The sequence below is a fragment of the Nonomuraea sp. NPDC049378 genome, from assembly GCF_055586745.1.
In genome coordinates, this window is the sequence record NZ_JBVJHP010000017.1 from 112504 (window position 1) to 133310 (window position 20807).

The following is a 20807-nucleotide window of genomic DNA, read 5'->3' on the forward strand; positions in this document are numbered from 1 at the left end:
GATGAGGGTGGTCCTCGCCGGAGGGGGGACAGCCGGGCACATCGAGCCCGCGCTAGCCCTTGCGGACGCGCTGCGCCATCTTGACCGCAGCGCCGGCATCACCTGCGTGGGCACGGATCGCGGTTTGGAGACGCGGCTCGTGCCCGCCAGGGGCTACGATCTTGAGCTGGTGCCGGCCGTGCCCCTGCCCAGGTCGATCACTCCGAGCCTGCTGACGGTTCCTGGCAGGCTGGCCGGAGCGATCAACGCCACGGCCGCCATACTCGACCGGGTCGAGGCCGACATCCTGGTCGGTTTCGGCGGCTACGTGGCGACCCCCGCCTATCTGGCGGCCAAGCGACGCGGCCTGCCGATCGTCGTGCACGAGGCCAATCCGCGCCCCGGCCTGGCCAACCGGCTGGGCGCCCGGCTGACCGACCACGTGTTCACCGGCTTTCCCGAAGCCCAGCTGCTGCCCAAGGCCGAATACATCGGCACGCCGCTGCGGCGCGACATCGCCAACCTCGACCGGCTGTCCATGGGCGACAAGGCGCGCTCCTGGTTCGGGCTGGAGAACGACCGGCCGACGCTGCTGGTGTTCGGCGGATCGCAGGGGGCGAGGTCGGTCAACGACGCGGCGCTCGCCGCGGCGCCGGCCCTGCGCAGGGCCGGCGTGCAGGTGCTCCACGTGCTCGGCCCGACGAACACCGTCGAGCACGAGCCGCCGCCCGGCGATCCGCAGTACGTCCTGCTGCCCTACCTCGACCGCATGGACCTGGCCTACGCCGCCGCCGACGTGGCGCTGTGCCGCAGCGGCGCGCTGACGTGCGCGGAGCTGACCGCGGTCGGGCTGCCCGCCGCCTACGTGCCGCTGCCGTACGGCAACGGCGAGCAGCGCATGAACGCCGAGCGCATCGCCCGGGGCGGCGGCGGCATCCTGGTCGACGACGTGGGCCTGACCCCTGATTGGATCATCCAGAACGTGCTGCCGATGCTCCACGACCCCGAGCGGGTCGCCGGCATGTCGGAGGCCGCCTCCCGGCTGGGGCGCAAGGACGCCGATATCATGCTTGCCAGGAAAGTGTTGGAGATAGCCCGATGAGTCTCGTGAAGCTGGTCGATCCCGTCGCTGTCGACGATCTGGGGCGGGTGCACTTCATCGGCATCGGCGGCGCGGGCATGTCGGGCATCGCCCGCATCCTGCTCAAGCGGGGCGTCCCCGTGTCGGGCAGCGACGCGCGCAGCTCCGAGCTGATCACCGAGCTGCGCGAGCTGGGCGCGACGGTGCACATCGGGCACGCCGCCTCCCACATCAGAGACGTCGGCACCGTGGTCGTCTCGACCGCCATCCGCGACTCCAACCCCGAGCTCGGTGAGGCGCTCAAGCAGGGGCTGCGGATCATCCCGCGGGCCGCCGCGCTGGCCAGCGTCATGGCCGGGCGCACCGGCGTGGCCATCGCGGGCACCCACGGCAAGACCACCACCACCTCGATGCTGACCGTGGCGCTGCAGAAGTGCGGGGCCGACCCGTCCTACTGCGTGGGCGGCCAGCTCGTCACCACCGGGCTCGGCGCCGACGACGGCCAGGGCACGGTGTTCGTGGCGGAGGCGGACGAGAGCGACGGCTCGTTTCTCATGCTCGCGCCCGACATCGCGGTGGTCACCAATGTCGAGGCCGACCACCTCGACAACTACGGCGACCCGCGGGCGGTGCACGACGGCTTCGCCAGGTTCGCCGACCGGGTCGGCTCGCTGCTCATCGTGTGCGCGGACGACCCGGGAGCGGCCGAGCTGGCCGGCCGGGCGCGCGAGCGTGGGTTGCGGGTCAGGACCTACGGCCTGCGGGGCGAGGACTACCGCGTCACCGGGGTCGCGCCCGACGGGTTCGGCACCGTGTTCGCCATCGAGGGCAAGGGCGACGTGCGGCTGGCCGTCCCCGGGGCGCACAACGCGCTCAACGCCGCCGCGGCGATCGCGGTGGCCGATGAGCTGGGGCTGCCGTTCGAGGAGATCAGGCAGGGCCTGGGGGCCTTCACCGGGGCCAAGCGGCGTTTCGAGGCCAAGGGCGAGGCCGGCGGCATCGCCGTGTTCGACAGCTACGCCCACCATCCGACCGAGCTGACCGCCGACCTGCGCGCGGCGCGCGACGTGGTCGCCTCCTATTCCGGCACCGGCCGGGTCATCGCGGTCTTCCAGCCGCACCTCTACTCGCGCACCCGCTTCTTCGCCGACGAGTTCGGCGCGGCGCTCGGGCTGGCCGACGAGGCCATCGTGCTCGACGTCTACGGCGCCCGCGAGGACCCCGAGCCCGGCGTGTCCGGGGCGATGGTGGCGGGCCGGGTGCCGCTGCCGGCCGAGCGGGTGGCGTACGCGCCCGACCGGGCGGCGGTGCCCGGAATGATCGCCGAGCGGGCCAGGCCCGGCGACATCGTGCTCACCATGGGCGCGGGCGACATCACCGAGCTCGGCCCGCAGATCGTCGCCCGCCTGTCTTGAGCCGCCGCCGTTGGGCGTGGCGCGCGGTGTTCACCCACCCGGCGGCGTAGGTTGTGCCGACATGCAGGGGAGGGCGATGAAGGCGCGGACTGCGTTCCTGGTGCTGCTGACGGCGGGAGTGGTGGGCACGGCGGCGTGGCTGGTGTTCTTCTCTCCCGTGCTGGGCGTGCGGTCGATCGAGATCGTGGGAAATGTCACAGTGCACGGCGACGAGATCAAGCAGCGCGCCGGGGTGGCCGACCTCCATCCTCTCGCCACCGTCGACCTGGCGGGCGTCGAGAGCCGTGTCAAGGGCATCAGGCGGCTCGCCGGGGCGAAGGCCGAACGCGTCTGGCCGGGCACGCTCAAGATCGAGGTCGTCGAGCGCAGGCCCGTGGCGGCCGTCCCCGTGGGCGACCAGGTGGCCATCGTCGACAAACAGGGCGTGGTGATCGAGGTCACGACGACGGCGCCGACCCTGCTGCCGCTCATCAAGGTGGACCGCCCCGCCGAGGGCGATCCGGCGCTGATGGCGGCGCTCCAGGTCATCCAGGTGGTGCCGGGGTCGGTGGCGGTCAGGGTCAAGGAGGTGCGCGCGGGCACGGCCGAGGGAGTCACCCTCGAACTGTCCGACGGGCGCACCGTCGTCTGGGGTGGCGCCGACCGGCCCAAGGAGAAGGGGCGCATCCTCACCTCGCTGCTGCGGCGCGAGCGCGATGCCACCCGCTACGACGTGAGCTCCCCGGACGTGGTGACGCTGAAGTGACGGTGATCGTCAGGGTCTGGCAACCGTGCGGCAAGAGCATCGCCGAGCCTGTGCGGGGTGGGGGGTACGACGTGAGAGCCTGTAGAGCGGACGTTCGGCAGAGGAGGGTCCCGACCAGGCGCGACTTCGGAGCGAAACGGACAGCCCGCGACACGCCGGACGTGCTTGCGGCGCGGTTAGTTGACCCGCCTGGAGCGTAACTCCTACTGTCCGTATCAATCCTCAGGTTGACATAAATCTAAATCTCAACTTGAGGTTGAGAGTTACCCGAACTGACTGAAAGCGGAGACGATCCGCACCGAAATGGCAAGTCAACGAGCGGAAAGGCCCCTCGTCGTGGCAGCACCGCAGAACTACCTCGCGGTCATCAAGGTCGTCGGCATCGGCGGCGGCGGAGTGAACGCCGTCAACCGGATGATCGAAGAGGGACTCAAGGGCGTCGAGTTCATCGCGATAAACACCGACGCCCAGGCGCTGCTGATGAGTGACGCCGATGTGAAACTCGACGTGGGCCGCGAGCTCACGCGCGGACTGGGCGCGGGCGCCAACCCCGACGTGGGGCGCAAGGCGGCCGAGGACCACCGTGAGGAGATCGAGGAGGTCCTCAAGGGGGCCGACATGGTCTTCGTCACGGCAGGCGAGGGCGGTGGCACGGGCACCGGCGGCGCGCCCGTCGTGGCCAACATCGCCAGGTCGCTCGGCGCGCTGACGATCGGCGTCGTGACCCGGCCGTTCAGCTTCGAGGGGCGGCGCAGGGCCTCGCAGGCCGAGGCCGGCATCGAGACGCTGCGCGACGAGGTCGACACCCTCATCGTGATCCCCAACGACCGGCTGCTGTCCATCTCGGACCGCCAGGTGAGCGTGCTCGACGCGTTCAAGGCGGCCGACCAGGTGCTGCTCTCCGGTGTGCAGGGCATCACCGATCTGATCACCACCCCCGGTCTGATCAACCTCGACTTCGCCGACGTCAAGTCGGTCATGTCGGGCGCCGGTTCGGCGCTCATGGGCATCGGCCACGCCCGCGGCGACGACCGTTCGGTGGCGGCGGCCGAGATGGCGGTCTCCAGCCCGCTGCTGGAGGCCAGCATCGACGGCGCCCACGGCGTGCTGCTGTCCATCGCGGGCGGCTCCGACCTGGGCCTGTTCGAGATCAACGAGGCCGCCCAGCTCGTGTCCATGGCGGCCGCGCCCGACGCCAACATCATCTTCGGCACGGTCATCGACGACGCCCTCGGCGACGAGGTGCGCGTGACGGTGATCGCGGCGGGGTTCGACGACGTGCCGACCGCGGCCGACAAGCCCGCCGCCCGTCCGATGGGACGTCCCGCCGCGCCGCCGGTGTCGTCTCCCGCCCGGCCGAGCGTCTCGGCGCCCAGCGTGAAGTCCGAGTCACCTCCGGCGCGCCCTGAGCCGCGCGCTGAGCAGCGTCCGGAGCCGCGCGGGGACTTCAGGGCCGACCCGCGCGCCGATGTCCGTCCTGAGGCCCGTCCTGAGGCCCGTCCTGAGCCGCGTGCCGACTTCCGCCCTGAGCCGCGCGCGGAGTTCAGGCCCGAGCCGCGTACGGAGTTCAGGCCCGAGCCGCGCTCCGACTTCAGGGCCGAGCCGGCCCCCGAGTCCCGTCCGGAGCCGCGCCCCGAGCCGGTGCGGCCCGTCGAGCCCGCGCAGGCCTCCGAGCAGGACGCCGGGGAGGCCGTCGCCGACGAACCGTCCGGCCCCGTCTCCATCCCCCGGCCGACGCCGGAGCCCGCCAACCCGCCCACGCCCATCACCTCCCGCATGTCGGAGCCCGCCAAACGTCCGCGCGTGGTCTTCGAGGAGCAGGAGGAGGAGCTCGACGTCCCCGACTTCCTCAAATAGCCGGTCGCCTGACGCCGCTCCCCGAGAGGAAACGGGAGCGGCGCCGTCGTGTTCACGGCGGACGTGCCACAGGATCGGAATCGAGAGGAAGAGGCAGTGAGAAGGGACGAGATCGCGGCCGGGCTCGCCGAGGTCGAGGCGCGCATCGGGGCGGCCTGCCAGGCCGTCGGGCGCGACCGTGGCGAGGTCACGCTGATCGCCGTCACCAAGACCAGACCCGCCGGTGACGTACGCATCCTGTGCGAGCTGGGCGTACGCGACGTCGGGGAGAACCGTGACCAGGAGGCCGCCCCCAAGGCGCGCGAGCTCGCCGATCTGCCGCTGACGTGGCACTTCGTGGGCCAGCTCCAGACCAACAAGGTCCGCTCCGTCGTCGGGTACGCCGACGTGATCCACTCCGTCGACCGCCTCAGGCTGGTGGAGGCGATCAGCAAGGAGGCGGTGCGCCAGGGCCGCACCATCGGCTGCCTGCTCCAGGTCGCGCTCGACGACGACCCGGCCAGAGGCGGCGCGCGCCCCGGCGACGTGCTCGCGCTCGCCGACGAGGTGGCGCTCGCCGAGGGCGTGTGGCTGGGCGGCGTCATGGCGGTGGCCCCGCTGGGGGAGGAGCCGGCCAAGGCGTTCGCCCGGTTGCGGGAGGTGGCGACCCGCGTACAGGAGCAGCATCCGCGGGCGACGATGGTTTCGGCCGGTATGAGCGAAGATCTCACCGAGGCCGTCGCCTACGGCGCGACACACCTGCGGATCGGTACGGCGTTGCTCGGCCGTCGCAAGCCCTTCGTCAGGTAATGTCCCCTCAAGTGGGTCTTCAGGTCCATGACCGAGTAGAGGTCGATCAGCGGTGAGCTCCAGGGGGGTACGCCTACCGCCTCGGCGCCCGGAGACGGGCCCGAGCGAGTGCGACCATGAGCAGGAGGACGACGTAGCGATGGCCGGCGCGATGCGCAAGATGGCGGTCTACCTCGGTCTCGTGGAGGACGACCGCTACGAGAGGTATGAGACCTACCCGGACGAGTACGCCTACGAGGACGACGTGCAGCGAACCGGCGAGGAGCGGCCCGTCGCGGTCCAGGACCGCGACGAGGAAGCGGAGGCCGGGGTGCCCGCGCCGCGGCCCGCGACGGCGGTCGTGGAGCGCCGCACGACCGATCTCGCCCGCATCACGACCCTTCACCCCCGCACGTACAACGAAGCGCGTACCATAGGGGAGCACTTCCGGGACGGCACCCCGGTCATCATGAACCTGACCGAGATGGTCGACAGCGACGCAAAGCGCCTTGTGGATTTCGCGGCAGGTCTCGTCTTTGGCCTACATGGCAGCATTGAACGTGTTACGAACAAGGTGTTCCTGTTGTCCCCTGCCAATGTCGAGGTGACCGCCGAGGACAAGGCTCGAATCGCGGAGCGCGGGTTCTTCAACCAGAGTTAGAGTCTCTGTATGTCTATCGCACCCAACCAGGTCTCGCCGAGACCGGGAGGGCACATCAGAAGTGGAGGCGCGGCCGGGCCGTGGGGATCGTCAGTCAGATCTTGGTCGTTGTCCTGTCTCTCTATCTGGTGCTGCTCATCGGCAGGATGATCTTCGAGACGGTGCAGGCTTTCGCTCGCCAGTGGCGTCCTACGGGCGTCGTCCTGGTGCTGGCGGAGGCCACATACACCGCAACAGACCCACCACTCAAGTTCCTCCGCCGTTTCATTCCCCCGCTCCGGTTGGGTACGGTGGCCTTTGACCTAAGCTTCACTGTCCTGTTCATCGTCGTGCTGATCCTGATCCAGATCGCGGGAGCGCTTCGCTGAACGGGCCGATGTCGTGCCGGTCTTGATCCAACTCGTGTCCGCGCTGAAGTGATTCGGGTTACCGTCCTCAGGACAGACTCCAAAGCGCGCCAAGGAGACCAAAAATGCCGCTGACGCCCGCTGATGTGCGGAACAAGCAGTTCAGTACCACCCGGTTGCGGCCGGGCTACGACGAGGAAGAGGTCGACGCCTTCCTCGACGAGGTGGAGGCTGAGCTCGACCGCCTGATCCAAGAGAACGAGGAGCTCCGCGCCAAGCTGGCCGAGTGCCTGCGGGGGAAGGTGCCGGGCGGCATGAACATGCCCATGGCCTCCGCCCCGGTCCAGGAGCAACAGCCCAAGCCCGAGATGATGGCGCCGCCGCAGCCGGAGCCCATGCGGGCCCCCGAGCCGCCTCCGGTGCAGCAGCCGGTCCCCGTGGCCATGAACATGCCTCCGGCGGAGGACAACATGGACACCGCGGCCCGCGTGCTCGCGCTCGCCCAGCAGACCGCCGACCAGGCGATCTCCGACGCCCGCCGGGAGGCGGACGAGACGGTGACCCGCGCCCGGCGCGAGGCCGACGAGATCCTCACCAAGGCTCGCCGCCAGGCCGAGCAGGTCATCGGCGACGCCAGGGCCCGCGCGGAGACGCTCGAGCGCGACGCCCAGGAGCGCCACCGCCAGGCGATGGGCTCGCTGGTGCAGACCCGCGACGAGCTCGAGCGCAAGGTCGAGGAGCTGCGCAGCTTCGAGCGCGAATATCGCAGCAGGCTCAAGCTCTACCTGGAGAACCAGCTCGCCGAGCTCAACGTCGCGGCCGAGGGCAGCGGCGGGTTCCCGGTGATGTCCGGCGGTCCGCAGGGTCAGGCGGCGGCGCCTGCCATGTCGCACGCCGTGTCTCAGGGAAGTGGCCAGCAGCCCCTGCCCGGTGGCCCCAACCCGTTCGGCGGCGAGGCGGCTCCGCAGGGCGCCTTCCCCGGCGGTGACGGTCCCCACAACGACCGCCGGTAAAGTACAGGGTCACTAGGACCTGTCACTCGAAAGAGCCCTCTGTGATCCTCATCAGTGCTGGTTTGGTGCTCGCGGCAGTGGTCTTGCTGATCGCGGGCTTCGTACTGGCGAAGCCGTTCCTGATCATGTGGTCCATCGTGGTCAGCGTGCTGTCCGCGCTGTTCCTGGTGATCGGGGCCTTCCTGCGGCGAAACGAGCTTTTTCCCGGTGGTGGGCAGGCCGCTGCGCCGGCCACCCCCCCGAAGGGGCTCACCCCGCCCGGCATGCCGTACACCCAGACCGGTGCCATGGCTCACCAGCCACCCCCGCACACCCAACCGCATCCGCGTCCGCATCCGCGGGCACCCCAGCGCGCGGCGACCGTTCCCGCCGCCACCGCCCCGCGCCGCCCGGCGGCCGCGGGCATCTCACCGGATGCGATCGTGCTGGTGATCCCGGGACGCAAGAGATATCACGTGCCCGGTTGCCGGCAGCTCAGCGGCCGGACCAACGAGGAGCTCACCTACGAGGAGGCCCGCGAGGAGGGCTTCACGCCCTGCACGACGTGCCTGCCTGACGCAGCGCTCGGCGGACGGCAACTGCCGCCTGCCGCCGACCCCGAGCCCGCCGTCGCACCCGGCTCCGCCAGTAGCGCGGAGAGCCGGGCGGAAAACTCCGCGGAGACCCGCGACCTACGTTCGCCGGTCGCACCGCCGAAGCCCGACACGAAGGCTTCCACCCCCAGCCCGGAGCCCGCCGCCGCCCACGAGGAAGGCGCCGGGTGGTTCGGCAACTCCACCTCCGCCGCCCCCGACTCGGATGATGAGCAGGCGGAGACCCAGACTTCTGTTTTCCGGCCGCACACGCTCAGGGCCGAGACGCCGCCTTCCAGCGCGCCGCCCGAGCCGTCGACCGGCAAGCCTTCCCCTGGCAAGGCCTCTCCCGGCAAGCCCGGCACCCCGCCAGGCACCCCCGCGAAGACGTCCGGCCAGTCCGCGCCCGCGAAGACGCCCAGTCCTTCCGGCCGGCCCACGTCCGCGCAGACCGGCCCGTCCGGCCGGCCCGCACCCGGCAAGTCGCCCGCCCAGCCGGCCCGCACACCCGAGCAGCCCGGCGGCGGATCCGGGCAGCCGATCGGCGCGTCCGAGCGCCCCGCGGGCAAGCCCGGGCAGGCCGCGGGAAAGCCGGCACAGGCCCCGGGCAGGCCGGGGAGACCCGCCGAAGATCAGGAGCCGCCCGCTGGGTCGCCCGCGCGGACCCCCGCCAAGCCGGGGCGGCCCGCGGCGGGTCCGCAGCGGTCCGGAGGTGAGCCGGGGCAGTCCGCGGCGGGTTCGCAGCGGTCCGGTGCTGAGCCGGGGCAGTCCGCGGCGGGTTCGCAGCAGTCCGGTGGTAAGCCCGGGCAGCCCGGGAGCGGTGGCAAGCGTCCGCAGGGCGCCACGGGCGGGGTGGCGGACGACGACTCCGCGGGTCCCGCGACCGCGCCCCAGCCCAGGGTGCCTTCCTCCGCCACGCCAGGCCGTCCGGGAGCGTCCGGACCGTCGAAGACCCCCTCCGGGGACGCCGACACCTCCGCAGCGGTGGGGCAGACCCTCATCCTTCCTGAACGGCCCGCGTCTTCGGCCGAATCGGAGGCCAAGCCCAGGGGGCCGCTGCCCACGGGCACGACGGCCAGGTCCGCGGCGGAGAGCCGTCCCACGGGCACGACGGCCAAGCCCGGCACGGCCCCGAAGACCGGAACGCCCGCGGCAGCGCAAGGCCCCTCCGGCGCCGGCCCGAAGAACGCGACGCCCGGCACCGGCTCCCGGCCTGGCACGCGGGAGGCGGCCGCGGCACCAGAGCCCTCCGACGATGACACCGGCACGCCCAGGGGCGGCTCGCCGGCTGTTCGCCCGCAACCGTCCGGCACGGGCGCCCAGCCTGCCGGCAAGCCTCAGCAACGGCAGGGCGACCAGGAGCCGGGCAAGTCTCGCCCAGGGCAGGGCGCCCAAGGGCCGGGCAAGTCTCGCCCAGGGCAGGGCGCGCAGGATTCCGGTAAGCCCCAGCAAGGGCAGGGCGACCAGGAGCAGGGCAGGCCACGGCAGGGTTCTGAGCCTTCCGGCGGCACACCCGCGAAGACTCAGGCTGCCGGCTCCAAGACTCCGGCCCCCGATCCCACGGCTGAGGGCGCCGAGAAGAAGACGGGCGACGAACCCAAGGGCGGCGACAGCCGCACGGTGAAGGTCATCGTCGGCACCCGCCGCTACCACAGCACCAACTGCCCGCTGATCAGAGGTGCGGGCGAGTCCGGGGTGGAGACCATGGCCGCCGCCGCGGCCGAGGCGGCCGGGCTGACGAGCTGCTCGGTCTGCCAGCACGACCGCGAATCGGTCAGCTGACCGGCACTTCCACGGTCCTCGAGCGCAGCGGGCTCTGGAAGGGGCGGGGACGTACGCGCCCACCTGCGGTTGAGCGAGTGGTGCGGGCTCTGGAAGAGGCGGGCGTTGGCCGGTCCGGCCGGTTTCCTTGCGCGCATTGCCGAGGGCTCTGGGAAGGACGGGCGTGGCCGGGCCGTGGACGGCCCGGCCGGCCCCTGTGTCAGGTGCGGCGGAGCTGGAAGGTCAGCCCCAGGTCCTCGTCGGTGTGGGACGGCAGATCTGCCATGGTGCCTTCCGCGACCGACGTCGCCAGCACCTCCTCCGCCACGACCTGCCAGTCCGACCGCAACGCCGCGGCCAGGTCAGGCGAGGACACGGTCCACCACAGCTCGATCCGGTCCGTGATGGACAGGCCGCTCGACTTGCGGGCCTCCTGGACCAGGCGGATGACCTCGCGCAGCAGACCCGCGCGGCGCAGGTCGTCGGTGAGCTCGAGGTCCAGGGCGACCGTCTCGCCCGTGCCCGTGCCGATCGCTCCCGTCTCCACCGCCCAGCCCGAGCGGGGCTGCTCGTTGACGATCACCTCGTCGGGGCCGAGCGTGACCTCGCCCAGGTCGCCCGCCTCCACCGTGACCGTGGAGCCCGAGCGCAGGGCCCTGGCCACGTGGGTGGGATCGGCGGCGGCCACCGCGGCGGCCACGAGCTTGGTCTGGGAGCCGAAGCGCTTGCCCAGGGCGCGGAAGTTGGGCTTGACGGAGTAGGACACCAGATCGGCGCTGAAGCCGGACATGTCCTCCAGAGCCTGGACGTTGAGTTCGTCGGCCACCAGACCGCGCAGCTCGGCGGGCAACGACGGCCAGCCGTGCGCGCCCACCAGGGCCCGGCGGAGCGGCTGCCGGGTCTTCACGCCCGACGACGCACGGGCCGAGCGGCCCAGCTCCACCAGCCGGCGGACCAGGGCCATCTGGTCCGGCAGCGCCGGGTCGAGCAGGTCGTCACGCGCCTCGGGCCACGAGGCCAGGTGCACCGAGGAGGGGGCGTCCCCCGGCCGCAGGATGTCCCACAGGTAGTCGGTGACGAACGGCGTGACGGGCGCCATCAGCCGCAGCACCGTCTCCAGGCACTCGTACAGGGTGGCGAACGCGTCCTGCTCTCCCTGCCAGAAGCGGCGGCGGGAGCGGCGGACGTACCAGTTGGACAGGTCGTCGAGGAAGTCGGCCAGCCTGCGCCCGGCCCGCTGGGTGTCGTAGTCGTCGAGCGACGCCGTGACCTCGGCCACCGTGCGGTGCAGCTCGGCCAGCGCCCAGCGGTCGAGCAGCGGGCGCTCGGCCGCCGGCGTGGCCTCCCGCAGCCGGGACGGCGACCACGACTCGGCGTTGGCGTAGAGGGTGAAGAACGACGCGGTGTTCCAGAGCGTCAGCAGGACCTTGCGGACGATCTCCTCGAGGGTGTTGTGTCCCACCCGGCGGGACGCCCATGGCGATCCCGAGCAGGCCATGAACCAGCGCAGGGCATCGGCGCCGTGCTGCTCCATCAGCGGGATCGGCTCGAGGATGTTGCCCAGGTGCTTGCTCATCTTGCGGCCGTCCTCGGCCAGGATGAGGCCGAGGCAGAGCACGTTCTCGTAGGAGGACTGTCCGAAGACGAGGGTGCCGACGGCCATCAGCGAGTAGAACCAGCCGCGCGTCTGGTCGGTGGCCTCGCAGATGAACTGCGCAGGGTAGACGCCCTCGGGCCTGCCGCGCTCGCCCCACTGGGCGAACGGCATGGAGCCCGAGTCGTACCAGGCGTCGATCACGTCGGGGACGCGCCGGGCCGGCGCGCCGCAGTCGGGGCAGGCGAAGGTCACGTCGTCGACGTACGGGCGGTGCGGGTCGAGGGCCGAGACGTCCTGGCCGGCCAGCTCGCCCAGCTCCTGCAGCGACCCGACGCACGTCACGTGGGAGTCGTCGGCCGAGCACACCCACAGCGGCAGCGGCGTGCCCCAGTAGCGCGAGCGCGACAGCGACCAGTCGACGTTGTTGCGCAGCCACTCGCCGAACCGGCCCCACTTGATGGTGTCGGGATACCAGTTGGTCCTGGCGTTCTCGGCCAGCATCTGGTCCTTGACCGCGGTGGTGCGGATGTACCAGGACGGGAGCGCGTAGTAGAGCAGCGGCGTGTGGCAGCGCCAGCAGTGGGGGTAGCTGTGGTCGAAGTGGCCGCCGCGGAAGAGCAGCCCGCGGGCGCGCAGGTCGTCGGTCAGCTCCTCGTCGGCGTCCTTGAAGAAACGCCCGCCGACCATGGGCACGTCGTCGAGGAAGCGGCCGTCGGGGCCGATCGGGTTGACGACCGGCATGTCGTACCGCTTGATGACGGCCAGGTCGTCGGCGCCGAACGCGGGAGCCTGGTGGACCAGGCCGGTGCCGTCGTCGACGGTGACGTAGTCGCCGAGCACGACGTAGTGGGCGCCGGGGATGTCGACCAGGTCGAACGGGCGGGAGTAGGGGGTGTGCTCCAGCTCGCGCCCGGTGTAGCGGGCCAGCTCGGTCGCGTCCTCGCCGAGCACGGACAGCAGCGGCTCGGCCACCACCAGCACCTCGCCGCCGGCGGTGCGGGCGGCGACGTAGGTCACGTCGGGGTGCACGGCGACCGCCGTGTTCGACACCAGCGTCCACGGTGTGGTCGTCCAGATCAGCAGCGCCGCACCCAGCTCGGCCAGCGGGCCGGACGTGACGGGCATGCGGACGTGGACGGACGGGCTGGAGACGGTCTCGTAGCCGCCGGGCTGGCCCAGCTCGTGGTCGGACAGGCCGGTGCCGCAGCGCGGGCAGTAGGGGGTGATCCGGAAGTCGCGGAACAGCAGCCCTTTGTCGTGGACGACCTTCAGCGACCACCACACCGACTCGATGTAGGAGGGGTCCATCGTCCGGTAGGCCTGGGACAGGTCGATCCAGTAGCCCATGCGCTCGGTCAGCTGCTCGAACGCGTCGACGTGCCGCAGCACCGACTCGCGGCACTTGGCGTTGAACTCGGCGATGCCGTATGTCTCGATGTCCTTCTTGCCGGACAGGCCCAGCTCGCGCTCGACGCCGACCTCGACGGGCAGGCCGTGGCAGTCCCAGCCGGCCTTGCGCGGGACGCTGAACCCGCGCATGGACTTGTAGCGCGGGAAGAGGTCCTTGAAGACGCGCGCCTCGACGTGGTGGACGCCGGGCAGGCCGTTGGCGGTGGGCGGGCCCTCGTAGAAGACCCACGACGGGTTGCCGGTGTTCTGCTCGACGGACCGCTCGAAGATCTTCCCGTCCCGCCAGCGGTCGAGGACCTCGCGCTCGAGCGCGGGCAGGTCGACCTGCGCGGGAAGAGAGCGGAATGTTGGGGACATCTCGGGCGTGACCTCCACGCTTGATCGGCCGGCTGGCTGGCGTGAAGGGACGAAGCCGTGCGGCTCCGCGGTACCACCCTTCTTGGCTCCGCGCTGGGCGGGGCCCTCTTCCTTTGCTCTGCTGCCGGTTCTAATGAGCTCGGACGAGCCGTTCTTCCGGCGGCTCCGGGGTGATATCCCTCACAGTAGGGCCCCATCAACGCCTCGCAGATTCAAACCATAACGCAGAGTGGGGGCGAAGGCTTCCCGGTTTCCCTGGTGGGGCATGCTACGGCCAAGGATGTTCGGACATGTCAGTCCGGAAGTCGTAAACGGTGACAAAGTTGTGGGAATGGACGCCGCTGAGGAGGAGTTGAATGCGCGAGGCGGGATAGTACGGGGGAGGTAAACCGTCCGGCGGGTCGTTTGCCGTTCCGTTATCCGGATCCTAAGCTGCCCGCACCATTACGGCCTTGATCAGCAATGGAGGCAGCCATGGCGGCAGTCACGCAGACCGCTACACCGTCGATGTGGTCGGACGAGGAGCTGGCCGAGGTGCGCGGCAGGCTGCAGAGCGAGACCGACGAACTCAACGCGGACATCCTCCGGCACGAGTCCGAGATAGCCTCTGGAGACGTCACCCAAGGAGCCGGCGACGACCAGGCGGACGCCGGCGCGAAGACGTATGAGCGCGAACGCGAGATCGCCCTTACCCTGAATGCGCGCGATCTGGTCGCGCAGAACGAACGTGCGATCGCCAGGATCGACGCAGGGACCTACGGAGTGTGCGAATCGTGCCACAAGCCGATCGGCAAGGAACGCCTTCAGGCGTTCCCGAGGGCGACGCTGTGCGTCAAGTGCAAGCAGAAGGAGGAACGCCGGTAGGCAACCCACGCCGGCGCCTCTTCGCCGTCCTCATCGTGCTGGCGGCCGTGATCTACGCGGCCGACCTCGTCACCAAGACGGTGGTGTTGCGCACGCTCGAGGGCGAGGCGCCGCTGGTCGTCATCCAGGACGTCCTGCAGTTCAGGGTGATCTTCAATCCCGGAGCCGCGTTCAGCATCGGCACCGGGATGACGTTCATCTTCACCATCATCGCGGCCGGAGTGGTGGTCGCCATCGTACGCACCGCCCGCAAGCTGGGCAGCAGGGCCTGGGCGGTCACGCTCGGCCTGCTGCTCGGCGGGGCGTTCGGCAACCTCACCGACCGCCTCCTGCGCTACCCGTCGGGCATCGGGCGCCCCACGCAGTTCCAGGGGCACGTCGTCGACTTCATCGAGGTGCTCCCCGGGCACTTCCCCGTGATCGACTATTTCCCCGTCTTCAACGTCGCCGACTCCGCGATCGTCTGCGGCGGCATCCTCGCCGTGCTCCTGGCCTGGCGCAACGTGCAGATCGACGGCTCCAAGGAGGTGGCCGGGGATGACTGAGCAGCGGAGCCTGCCGGTCCCCGACGGCCTGGAAGGCGAGCGGCTCGACGCCGCCCTCTCGCGGTTGTTCGGCTTCTCCCGCACGCGCGCGGCCGAGCTGATCGGGGCCGGCGAGGTGCTGGTCGACGGCAGGCAGCCGGCCAAGAGCGACCGGGTGCACGCGGGCGCCTGGCTCGACGTGACGATGCCGCCGCCGATCACCACGCCCATGCCGGTCGCCGAGCCGGTGCCGGGCATGACGATCGTCCACGAGGACGACGACATCGTGGTGGTCAACAAGCCGATAGGGGTGGCCGCCCACCCGACCGTCGGCTGGACGGGCCCCACCGTGATCGGCGGGCTGATGGGGGCCGGGCACACGATCGCCACCAGCGGCGCGGCCGAGCGGCAGGGCATCGTGCACCGGCTCGACGCCAACACCACCGGCGCGATGGTGGTGGCCAAGAGCGAGCACGCCTACTCCCACCTCAAGCGGGCCTTCAAGGAACGTACGGTCGACAAGCGCTACCACGCGCTGGTCCAGGGGCATCCCGACCCGTTCAGGGGCACCGTCGACGCGCCCATCGACCGGCACCCGTCGGGTGACGGCAGGTTCGCCGTGGTGGCGGGCGGCAAGCCGTCCGTGACCCACTACGACACGATCGAGGCGTTCCGGGCGGCGTCGCTGCTCGACATCAAGCTGGAGACCGGGCGCACCCACCAGATCAGGGTGCACATGTCGGCGCTGCGCCACCCGTGCGTCGGAGACCTGCTCTACGGAGCCGATCCCACGCTCGCGGCCAGGCTGGGCGTCACCCGGCAGTGGCTGCACGCGGTCGCGCTGGGGTTCGAGCACCCGGCGACGGGCGAGTGGATGTCGTTCAGCACCGACTACCCGCAGGACCTGCAGAAGGCCCTCGACATCGTCCGCGCCGAGTCCTGATCAGGACCCGGTTTCGCTCTCCTGGTTCTCGCCGTCCGCCCTGTCGTCCGCCCTGTCGTCCCCGGAGCCCTCGACCTGGCCGGGAGTACGGCTGGGCCGCTCCGCCTTCTCGTCCTCGCGCGGTTTCTCCGCGGGCTCGGTCGGTGCGGGCGCGCGCGTGCCGCGGCCGCGTTCCTCGCGAGGGGTTTCCGGCCGCTCACGGGCCGTCGGCGGCGCCGGCGTCTCCCCTCCCGGCTCGGAGAACGGACCCGGTCTGGAGTCGGGGCCGCTCTCCGAGGATCGTTCCGGCCCTGGTGACGCCTCCTCCGACGGTGCCTCCGACGACGGCTCCTCCGCCGGCGTCGGTTCGCCCGAGGTCGTCCCCACGGGGGGCACCTGCTGGCGTGCCGGCACGTTGTACGGCTGGTTCGAGAACCACGCCGCGCCTCCCGTGACGAGCCCCACGAGCAGCGCGCCTCCCGCGATCGCGGCCAGCTGCCGCCCGCGCCTCCGTCGCGCCGTCCGTCGCGCCGTCCCCGGGACCGTCGGGGGCGGCGCGTCCCCGCGCGTCTCCGGCGCGGCGAAGGGGCCCGTGGGTTCGGGCGCCGCGCCCGCGATGATCGTGGCCAGCCGCTGCTCGGCCTCCTCCAGCGACATGCGCTCGGCCGGGTTCTTGCGCAGCAGACCGAGCAGTACGGGCGCCAGCGTCCCCGCGCGCGACAGCGGTTCCGGCTCGGCGTGCATGACCGCGCCCAGCGTGGCCAGGGCGTTCTCCCGCTGGAAGGGCGAGCCGCCCTCGACCGCCAGGTAGAGCGTCGCGCCCAGCGCCCACAGGTCCGAGGCCGGTCCCGCCCGGCCGCCCGCGGCGCGTTCCGGCGCCATGTAGGCGGGCGTGCCGATCAGGATGCCCGTCCTGGTGACCGGGGCCTCGTCCTCCGTGGTCGCGATGCCGAAGTCGGTCAGCACCGCCCGGCCGTCCTTGGTGAGCAGCACGTTGTCCGGTTTGACGTCCCGGTGCAGCACACCCGCCGCGTGGGCCGCGCGCAGCGCCTCCAGCAGTTGCAGCCCGATGCGGGCGGCCTGCGTCGCGGGCATCGGGCCGTCCTCGCGGATCGCCTCGCCGAGCGTGCGGGAGCGGACCAGCTGCATGACGATCCACGGGTGCCCGCGCTCCTCCAGGACGTCGTACACGGCGGCGACGCTCGGGTGCGCCACCCGGCCGGCGGCCCTGGCCTCGCGGAAGGTGCGTACGGCGAACACCTCCCGCTCCGAGCCCGTCAGGTCGGGAGGCGGCAGCACCTCCTTGACGGCCACGTCCCTGCCGAGCACCTCGTCGTGCGCCTGCCACACCGTGCCCATGCCGCCCTGGCCGATCGTCCTGACCAGCCGGTACCGTCCACCGACCATCCCCGTTGCATCGGTCATGCACGAGCGACTACCCAGTAAAAATCCGGACAAGCGCGGTAATGGCCGCCGCGGATGCCAGAACCACCAGAAACGGGGCACGCAGCAGCAGGGCGATCACCGCCGCGCCGAGACCCGCCGTACGGGCCGGGTCGAACCGCAGCCCGCCCTCCTCGGTGAACATCTGCACCGCGATCAGCGCCGCCAGCAGCGCCACCGGCACCAGCTCGGCGAACCTGCTCACCACCGGATGCTCCAGCACCCGCTGCGGCGCGGCCAGCCCGGCCAGCTTGAGCGCGTAGCAGCCCGCGCAGAGCGCGGCGATGGCCCACCACAACGTCATCGGGCCATCACCACCAGAACCGCCGCGGCCGACAGCAGCACGGGGACGCCCGGCGGCAGGAACGGGGTCGCGCACAGGGCGATCGCCGCGCCGGCCCCGGCCAGCAGCCGCAGCTCGGCGCTCTTCGCCAGACGGGGCCACAGGATGGCGAGGAACGCGGCCGGGCCCACCACGTCCAGGCCCACCACGTCGGGGTCGCCGAGGAACGACGTGCCGTACGCGCCCGCCAGGGTGGTGAGGTTCCAGGTGACGTAGAGGCTGGCGAACGTGGTCGCGAAGCCGGTGCGCGCCGCCTCCGGGGTCGGCTGGGCCAGGGAGACGGCCGCGGTCTCGTCGATCACGCCGTGCGCGGCGACCAGCCGGCGCGGCCCGCGTACCCGCAGCAGGTCGGCCAGGCGCAGGCCGTACAGGGTGTTGCGGCCGCCGAGCAGCAGCGCGCCGAGGGTGGCGGCCACCAGGTCGCCGCCCGCGCCCACCGCGCCCGTCAGCGCGAACTGCGAGGCGCCGGTGAACGTCAGCAGGCTCAGCACGCACGCCTGCGGCACGCTCAGGCCCGCGGTGACCGCCGCGGCGCCGAAGGCGAGCCCGGACAGCCCCACGGCCAGGCCCACGCCGAAGCCGTCCCGCACGGCGGCGGAACGGTGTGTTGTCTGTTCCATGCCGCCGAGGCTAGGCGTGGGGTCAAGCGCCGGTCTTGTACGTTCCTGCGGCGCGCTGGTAGGCGGCGGGAGGAACGCCCACGACACGCTTGAAATGCCGGTTGAGGTGGGCCTGGTCGGTGAAGCCCACCTCGACCGCCACCTGCGCGGGGCGTACCCCGGACAGCAGCAGGCGGCGCGCCTGGCGTACCCGGAGCGAGGTGAGGTAGGCGTGCGGCGGCATGCCCGTCGCGGCCTTGAACGCCCGCAGCAGCGCGAACGGCCGGGCCCCCACGGCGCCGGCGAGATCGTCCAGCGTCGGCGGGTCGACGAGGCTGCCGTGGAGCAGGTCGAGCGCCTCCCGCACGGCCCGCCTGCCCTCGGCGGGCAGGGCCGCGGCCGGCCTGGGCGTGGCGTGGCGCGTCAGCAGCCGGGCGAACAGGGTGCGGCTCAACGTCGAGGCGGCCAGCGCGTCGCCGCGCTCGGCCGCCTGGTGCGCCCGCCCGAGCAGGGCGGCCACGTCGTCGTCGCGCACCACCTGCTCGGGGAAGTGCGGCGTCGCGTAGGGGGTGCCCAGCTCGGCGGCGATCGCGGCCAGCGCGTCCAACGACGGATAGAGCATGCGGTACGCCCACCCGCCGGGCACGCCGGCCTGACCGGTGTGCACCGAGTCGGGGTTGACCAGCACCAGCTCGCCCGTGCCCGCCCGGTGCAGGGTGCCGCGGTAGTGGAACTCCTCGACGCCGCCCACGATGACCCCGATGGCGTAGCCGTCGTGCACGTGGCGGGAGAAACGGTGGGTGACGTAGCGGGCTTTGAGCAGGTCGGTCTCCGGCACCGCCGGGTGCCGCCAGAAGTGTGCCTGTTCCTTCATGGTCATACGGGCATGGTCATCAGGGCATGGTCATCCGGGTCTGAACGTCTTCGCGAACGCCGCGAAGTAGTGCCGGTCGCGCTGCCAGCGCGCCTGGGTGGTCTCCCAGTAGAGAGCGTACGGGCGGCCGTCCGCGGTGTGGAAACCGCGGTTGAGCACGTGAATGATGGAACCGTCGCGCTCCCGGGTGAATTCCCAGTCGGCGGCCTCTCGGCCGAGGAACCTCGTGGGCGTGATGCGGATGCGCTCGTAGCCCTTGAACAGCTTCTTCGCCAGGATCTCCTTCTCCAGGCCGATCCAGTGCCCGCGCGGGTCGTCCCACGGAATGTCGGGGACGGTCCACTCGACGATCATCGTGCCGGGGGCGCCGGGGCGGGAGAAGGAGACGCTGTCCCTGGTGGCGTGCTTCTCCGCCCTCCACTGCCGGGGCAGGGCGATCGAGAAGCGGCCCGCGGCGCTCGTGTACCTCCGCCAGCCCTCGGGCACCGGCGCATTCGTGGGGTCCGGCCCAGCGGTGGGCCCAGCGGTCGGCCCAGCGGTCGGTCCAGTGGTGGGAGCAGTGGTGGGTTCAGCGGGCGTGGGCGTCGCGGTGGGCTCGCCGCCGGTCGTGGGGTCGGTCTGGGGGCCGGTCGTGGAGGTCGCCGTCCATCCGTCGGAGAGCAGCACGCCTGCCGTGCCCAGCACCGCCACCCCGATCACCGCCGCGGGCACCGCGATCCACCAGGTCCTGGCACGCTCACGCCGGCCGGTTTCCGTGGACCGCCTGTCGCCGGTCGCCGCGCGGACGCCGTCCGGCGGGCCGGGGGCTTCGGCGGTGCCGCCCGCCAGGCCTGGCGTCGCGGGGCCGGTGGCCGTCGCCGGCCGGCCGGGTGCGCCGGCGGCGTCGTACAGGAGCCTGGCGGCCTCTTCCGCGGGCATCCTGGCGGCAGGGTTCCTGCGCAGCAGGCCCATGATGACCGGCTCCAGCGCGCCGGCCCGCGTCGGCGGCTCGGGCTCGTCACGCAGGACCGCCGCCACGGTCGCGGCCCACGAGTCGCGCTTGAACGGCGGCTCGCCCTCGACGGCCGCGTAGAGTGTCGCCCCCAGCGACCACAGGTCGGACTCGGGCCCGGCCGGATCGCCGTTCAGCCGCTCGGGAGGCATGTAGGCGGGCGTGCCCACCACGTTGCCGGTCGCCGTCAGCCCCGCCTCCGCCTCCATCGAGGCGATGCCGAAGTCGGTGAGCACGACCCTGCCGTCGTCGGCCAGCAGCACGTTCTCCGGCTTCACGTCGCGGTGCAGGACCCCCGTCGCGTGCGCGGCCCGCAGGGCGCCGAGCACCCGGCCGCCGATCACCGCGGCCTGCCCCACGCGCAGCGGACCGCTCTCGCGGACCACCTCGGCCAGCGAGCGGGAGGGGACCAGCTGCATGACGATCCACGGGCGGCCGTCCTCCTCGACGACGTCGTGGATGACGATCACCGACGGGTGGTCGAGGCGGCCCGCCGCTCTGGCCTCCCTGATGGTCCTGCGGGTGAGCTCGGCCCGACGGGCGTCGCCGACGCCGGAGTAGCGGACCTCCTTGATCGCGACCGTGCGGTCGAGCAGCTGGTCGTAGGCCCGCCAGACCACGCCCATCCCGCCCTCGCCGAGAGGCGCGAGGAGGTGGTACCGGTTGCTGACCCGCCTTTCCACG

General features: G+C 71.9%; 18 protein-coding genes. 12 read left to right on the plus strand and 6 right to left on the minus strand.

The genetic code is table 11. The annotated features are described in order from the left end of the window. Position 1: 1 nt before the first annotated feature. The 9 genes from murG (at position 2) to ACZ6SA_RS33380 (ending at position 10220) form a co-directional block, all read left to right on the plus strand. Positions 2-1081 (plus strand): undecaprenyldiphospho-muramoylpentapeptide beta-N-acetylglucosaminyltransferase, encoded by a 1080-nt coding sequence (gene murG, locus ACZ6SA_RS33340; protein ID WP_443151750.1) that lies wholly within the window; start codon positions 2-4, stop codon positions 1079-1081. Next, positions 1078-2475, plus strand: a complete 1398-nt coding sequence (gene murC / locus ACZ6SA_RS33345; protein ID WP_347642752.1) for a UDP-N-acetylmuramate--L-alanine ligase — start codon at positions 1078-1080, stop codon at positions 2473-2475. Before murG ends, murC begins: the two co-directional genes overlap by 4 nt. Positions 2476-2551: 76 nt before the next feature. Beyond that, entirely contained in the window at positions 2552-3220 is a 669-nt protein-coding gene (locus ACZ6SA_RS33350; RefSeq protein ID WP_347642753.1) for a cell division protein FtsQ/DivIB, read from the plus strand. A gap of 336 nt (positions 3221-3556) precedes the next feature. Continuing rightward, positions 3557-5077, plus strand: a complete 1521-nt coding sequence (gene ftsZ, locus ACZ6SA_RS33355) for a cell division protein FtsZ (RefSeq protein WP_465832686.1) — start codon at positions 3557-3559, stop codon at positions 5075-5077. Positions 5078-5173: 96 nt separating this feature from the next. Beyond that, positions 5174-5866 carry a YggS family pyridoxal phosphate-dependent enzyme gene (locus ACZ6SA_RS33360; RefSeq protein WP_347642755.1) on the plus strand — a complete coding sequence of 231 codons (693 nt, stop codon included), beginning with the start codon at positions 5174-5176 and terminating at the stop codon, positions 5864-5866. Positions 5867-6005: 139 nt separating this feature from the next. Further along, positions 6006-6506: a cell division protein SepF gene (locus tag ACZ6SA_RS33365; RefSeq protein WP_347642756.1), complete on the plus strand. Its 501-nt coding sequence runs from the start codon at positions 6006-6008 to the stop codon at positions 6504-6506. Between the two features lie 80 nt (positions 6507-6586). Beyond that, on the plus strand, positions 6587-6874 hold the full coding sequence (locus ACZ6SA_RS33370; RefSeq protein ID WP_132331012.1) for a YggT family protein: 288 nt from the start codon (positions 6587-6589) through the stop codon (positions 6872-6874). Between the two features lie 104 nt (positions 6875-6978). Then, positions 6979-7866, plus strand: a complete 888-nt coding sequence (locus ACZ6SA_RS33375) for a DivIVA domain-containing protein (protein WP_347642757.1) — start codon at positions 6979-6981, stop codon at positions 7864-7866. 41 nt (positions 7867-7907) lie between these two features. After that, positions 7908-10220, plus strand: a complete 2313-nt coding sequence (locus tag ACZ6SA_RS33380; protein WP_465832690.1) for a hypothetical protein — start codon at positions 7908-7910, stop codon at positions 10218-10220. 199 nt (positions 10221-10419) lie between these two features. Here ACZ6SA_RS33380 and ileS read toward each other — a convergent pair whose 3' ends face one another. Continuing rightward, positions 10420-13563, minus strand: coding sequence for an isoleucine--tRNA ligase (gene ileS, locus ACZ6SA_RS33385; RefSeq protein WP_465832692.1), 3144 nt, complete (start codon positions 13561-13563; stop codon positions 10420-10422). A gap of 474 nt (positions 13564-14037) precedes the next feature. On the opposite strand from ileS, the gene ACZ6SA_RS33390 reads away from it, so the two are divergent. Genes ACZ6SA_RS33390 through ACZ6SA_RS33400 form a run of 3 tightly spaced genes read left to right on the plus strand, consistent with a single transcriptional unit; the run spans position 14038 to position 15894 of the window. Beyond that, positions 14038-14427, plus strand: coding sequence for a TraR/DksA family transcriptional regulator (locus ACZ6SA_RS33390; protein ID WP_347642760.1), 390 nt, complete (start codon positions 14038-14040; stop codon positions 14425-14427). A gap of 35 nt (positions 14428-14462) precedes the next feature. Next, positions 14463-14972 carry a signal peptidase II gene (locus ACZ6SA_RS33395; protein ID WP_181958313.1) on the plus strand — a complete coding sequence of 170 codons (510 nt, stop codon included), beginning with the start codon at positions 14463-14465 and terminating at the stop codon, positions 14970-14972. After that, positions 14965-15894, plus strand: coding sequence for an RluA family pseudouridine synthase (locus ACZ6SA_RS33400; RefSeq protein ID WP_347642762.1), 930 nt, complete (start codon positions 14965-14967; stop codon positions 15892-15894). Before ACZ6SA_RS33395 ends, ACZ6SA_RS33400 begins: the two co-directional genes overlap by 8 nt. Here ACZ6SA_RS33400 and ACZ6SA_RS33405 read toward each other — a convergent pair whose 3' ends face one another. The 5 genes from ACZ6SA_RS33405 to ACZ6SA_RS33425 are packed head-to-tail and all read right to left on the minus strand — an operon-like array spanning position 15895 to position 20806. Next, positions 15895-17298, minus strand: a complete 1404-nt coding sequence (locus ACZ6SA_RS33405; RefSeq protein WP_465832695.1) for a serine/threonine-protein kinase — start codon at positions 17296-17298, stop codon at positions 15895-15897. Between the two features lie 10 nt (positions 17299-17308). Then, on the minus strand, positions 17309-17620 hold the full coding sequence (locus tag ACZ6SA_RS33410) for an AzlD domain-containing protein (protein WP_347642764.1): 312 nt from the start codon (positions 17618-17620) through the stop codon (positions 17309-17311). Next, positions 17617-18279 carry an AzlC family ABC transporter permease gene (locus tag ACZ6SA_RS33415; RefSeq protein ID WP_347642765.1) on the minus strand — a complete coding sequence of 221 codons (663 nt, stop codon included), beginning with the start codon at positions 18277-18279 and terminating at the stop codon, positions 17617-17619. The genes ACZ6SA_RS33410 and ACZ6SA_RS33415 overlap by 4 nt, the downstream gene beginning before the upstream one ends. Before the next feature lie 22 nt (positions 18280-18301). Next, complete coding sequence (locus ACZ6SA_RS33420; RefSeq protein ID WP_347642766.1) at positions 18302-19138, minus strand: AraC family transcriptional regulator; 837 nt, start codon at positions 19136-19138, stop codon at positions 18302-18304. A 24-nt stretch (positions 19139-19162) separates the two neighbouring features. Then, on the minus strand, positions 19163-20806 hold the full coding sequence (locus ACZ6SA_RS33425) for a serine/threonine-protein kinase (RefSeq protein ID WP_465832698.1): 1644 nt from the start codon (positions 20804-20806) through the stop codon (positions 19163-19165). Between the last annotated feature and the right edge of the window lies 1 nt (position 20807).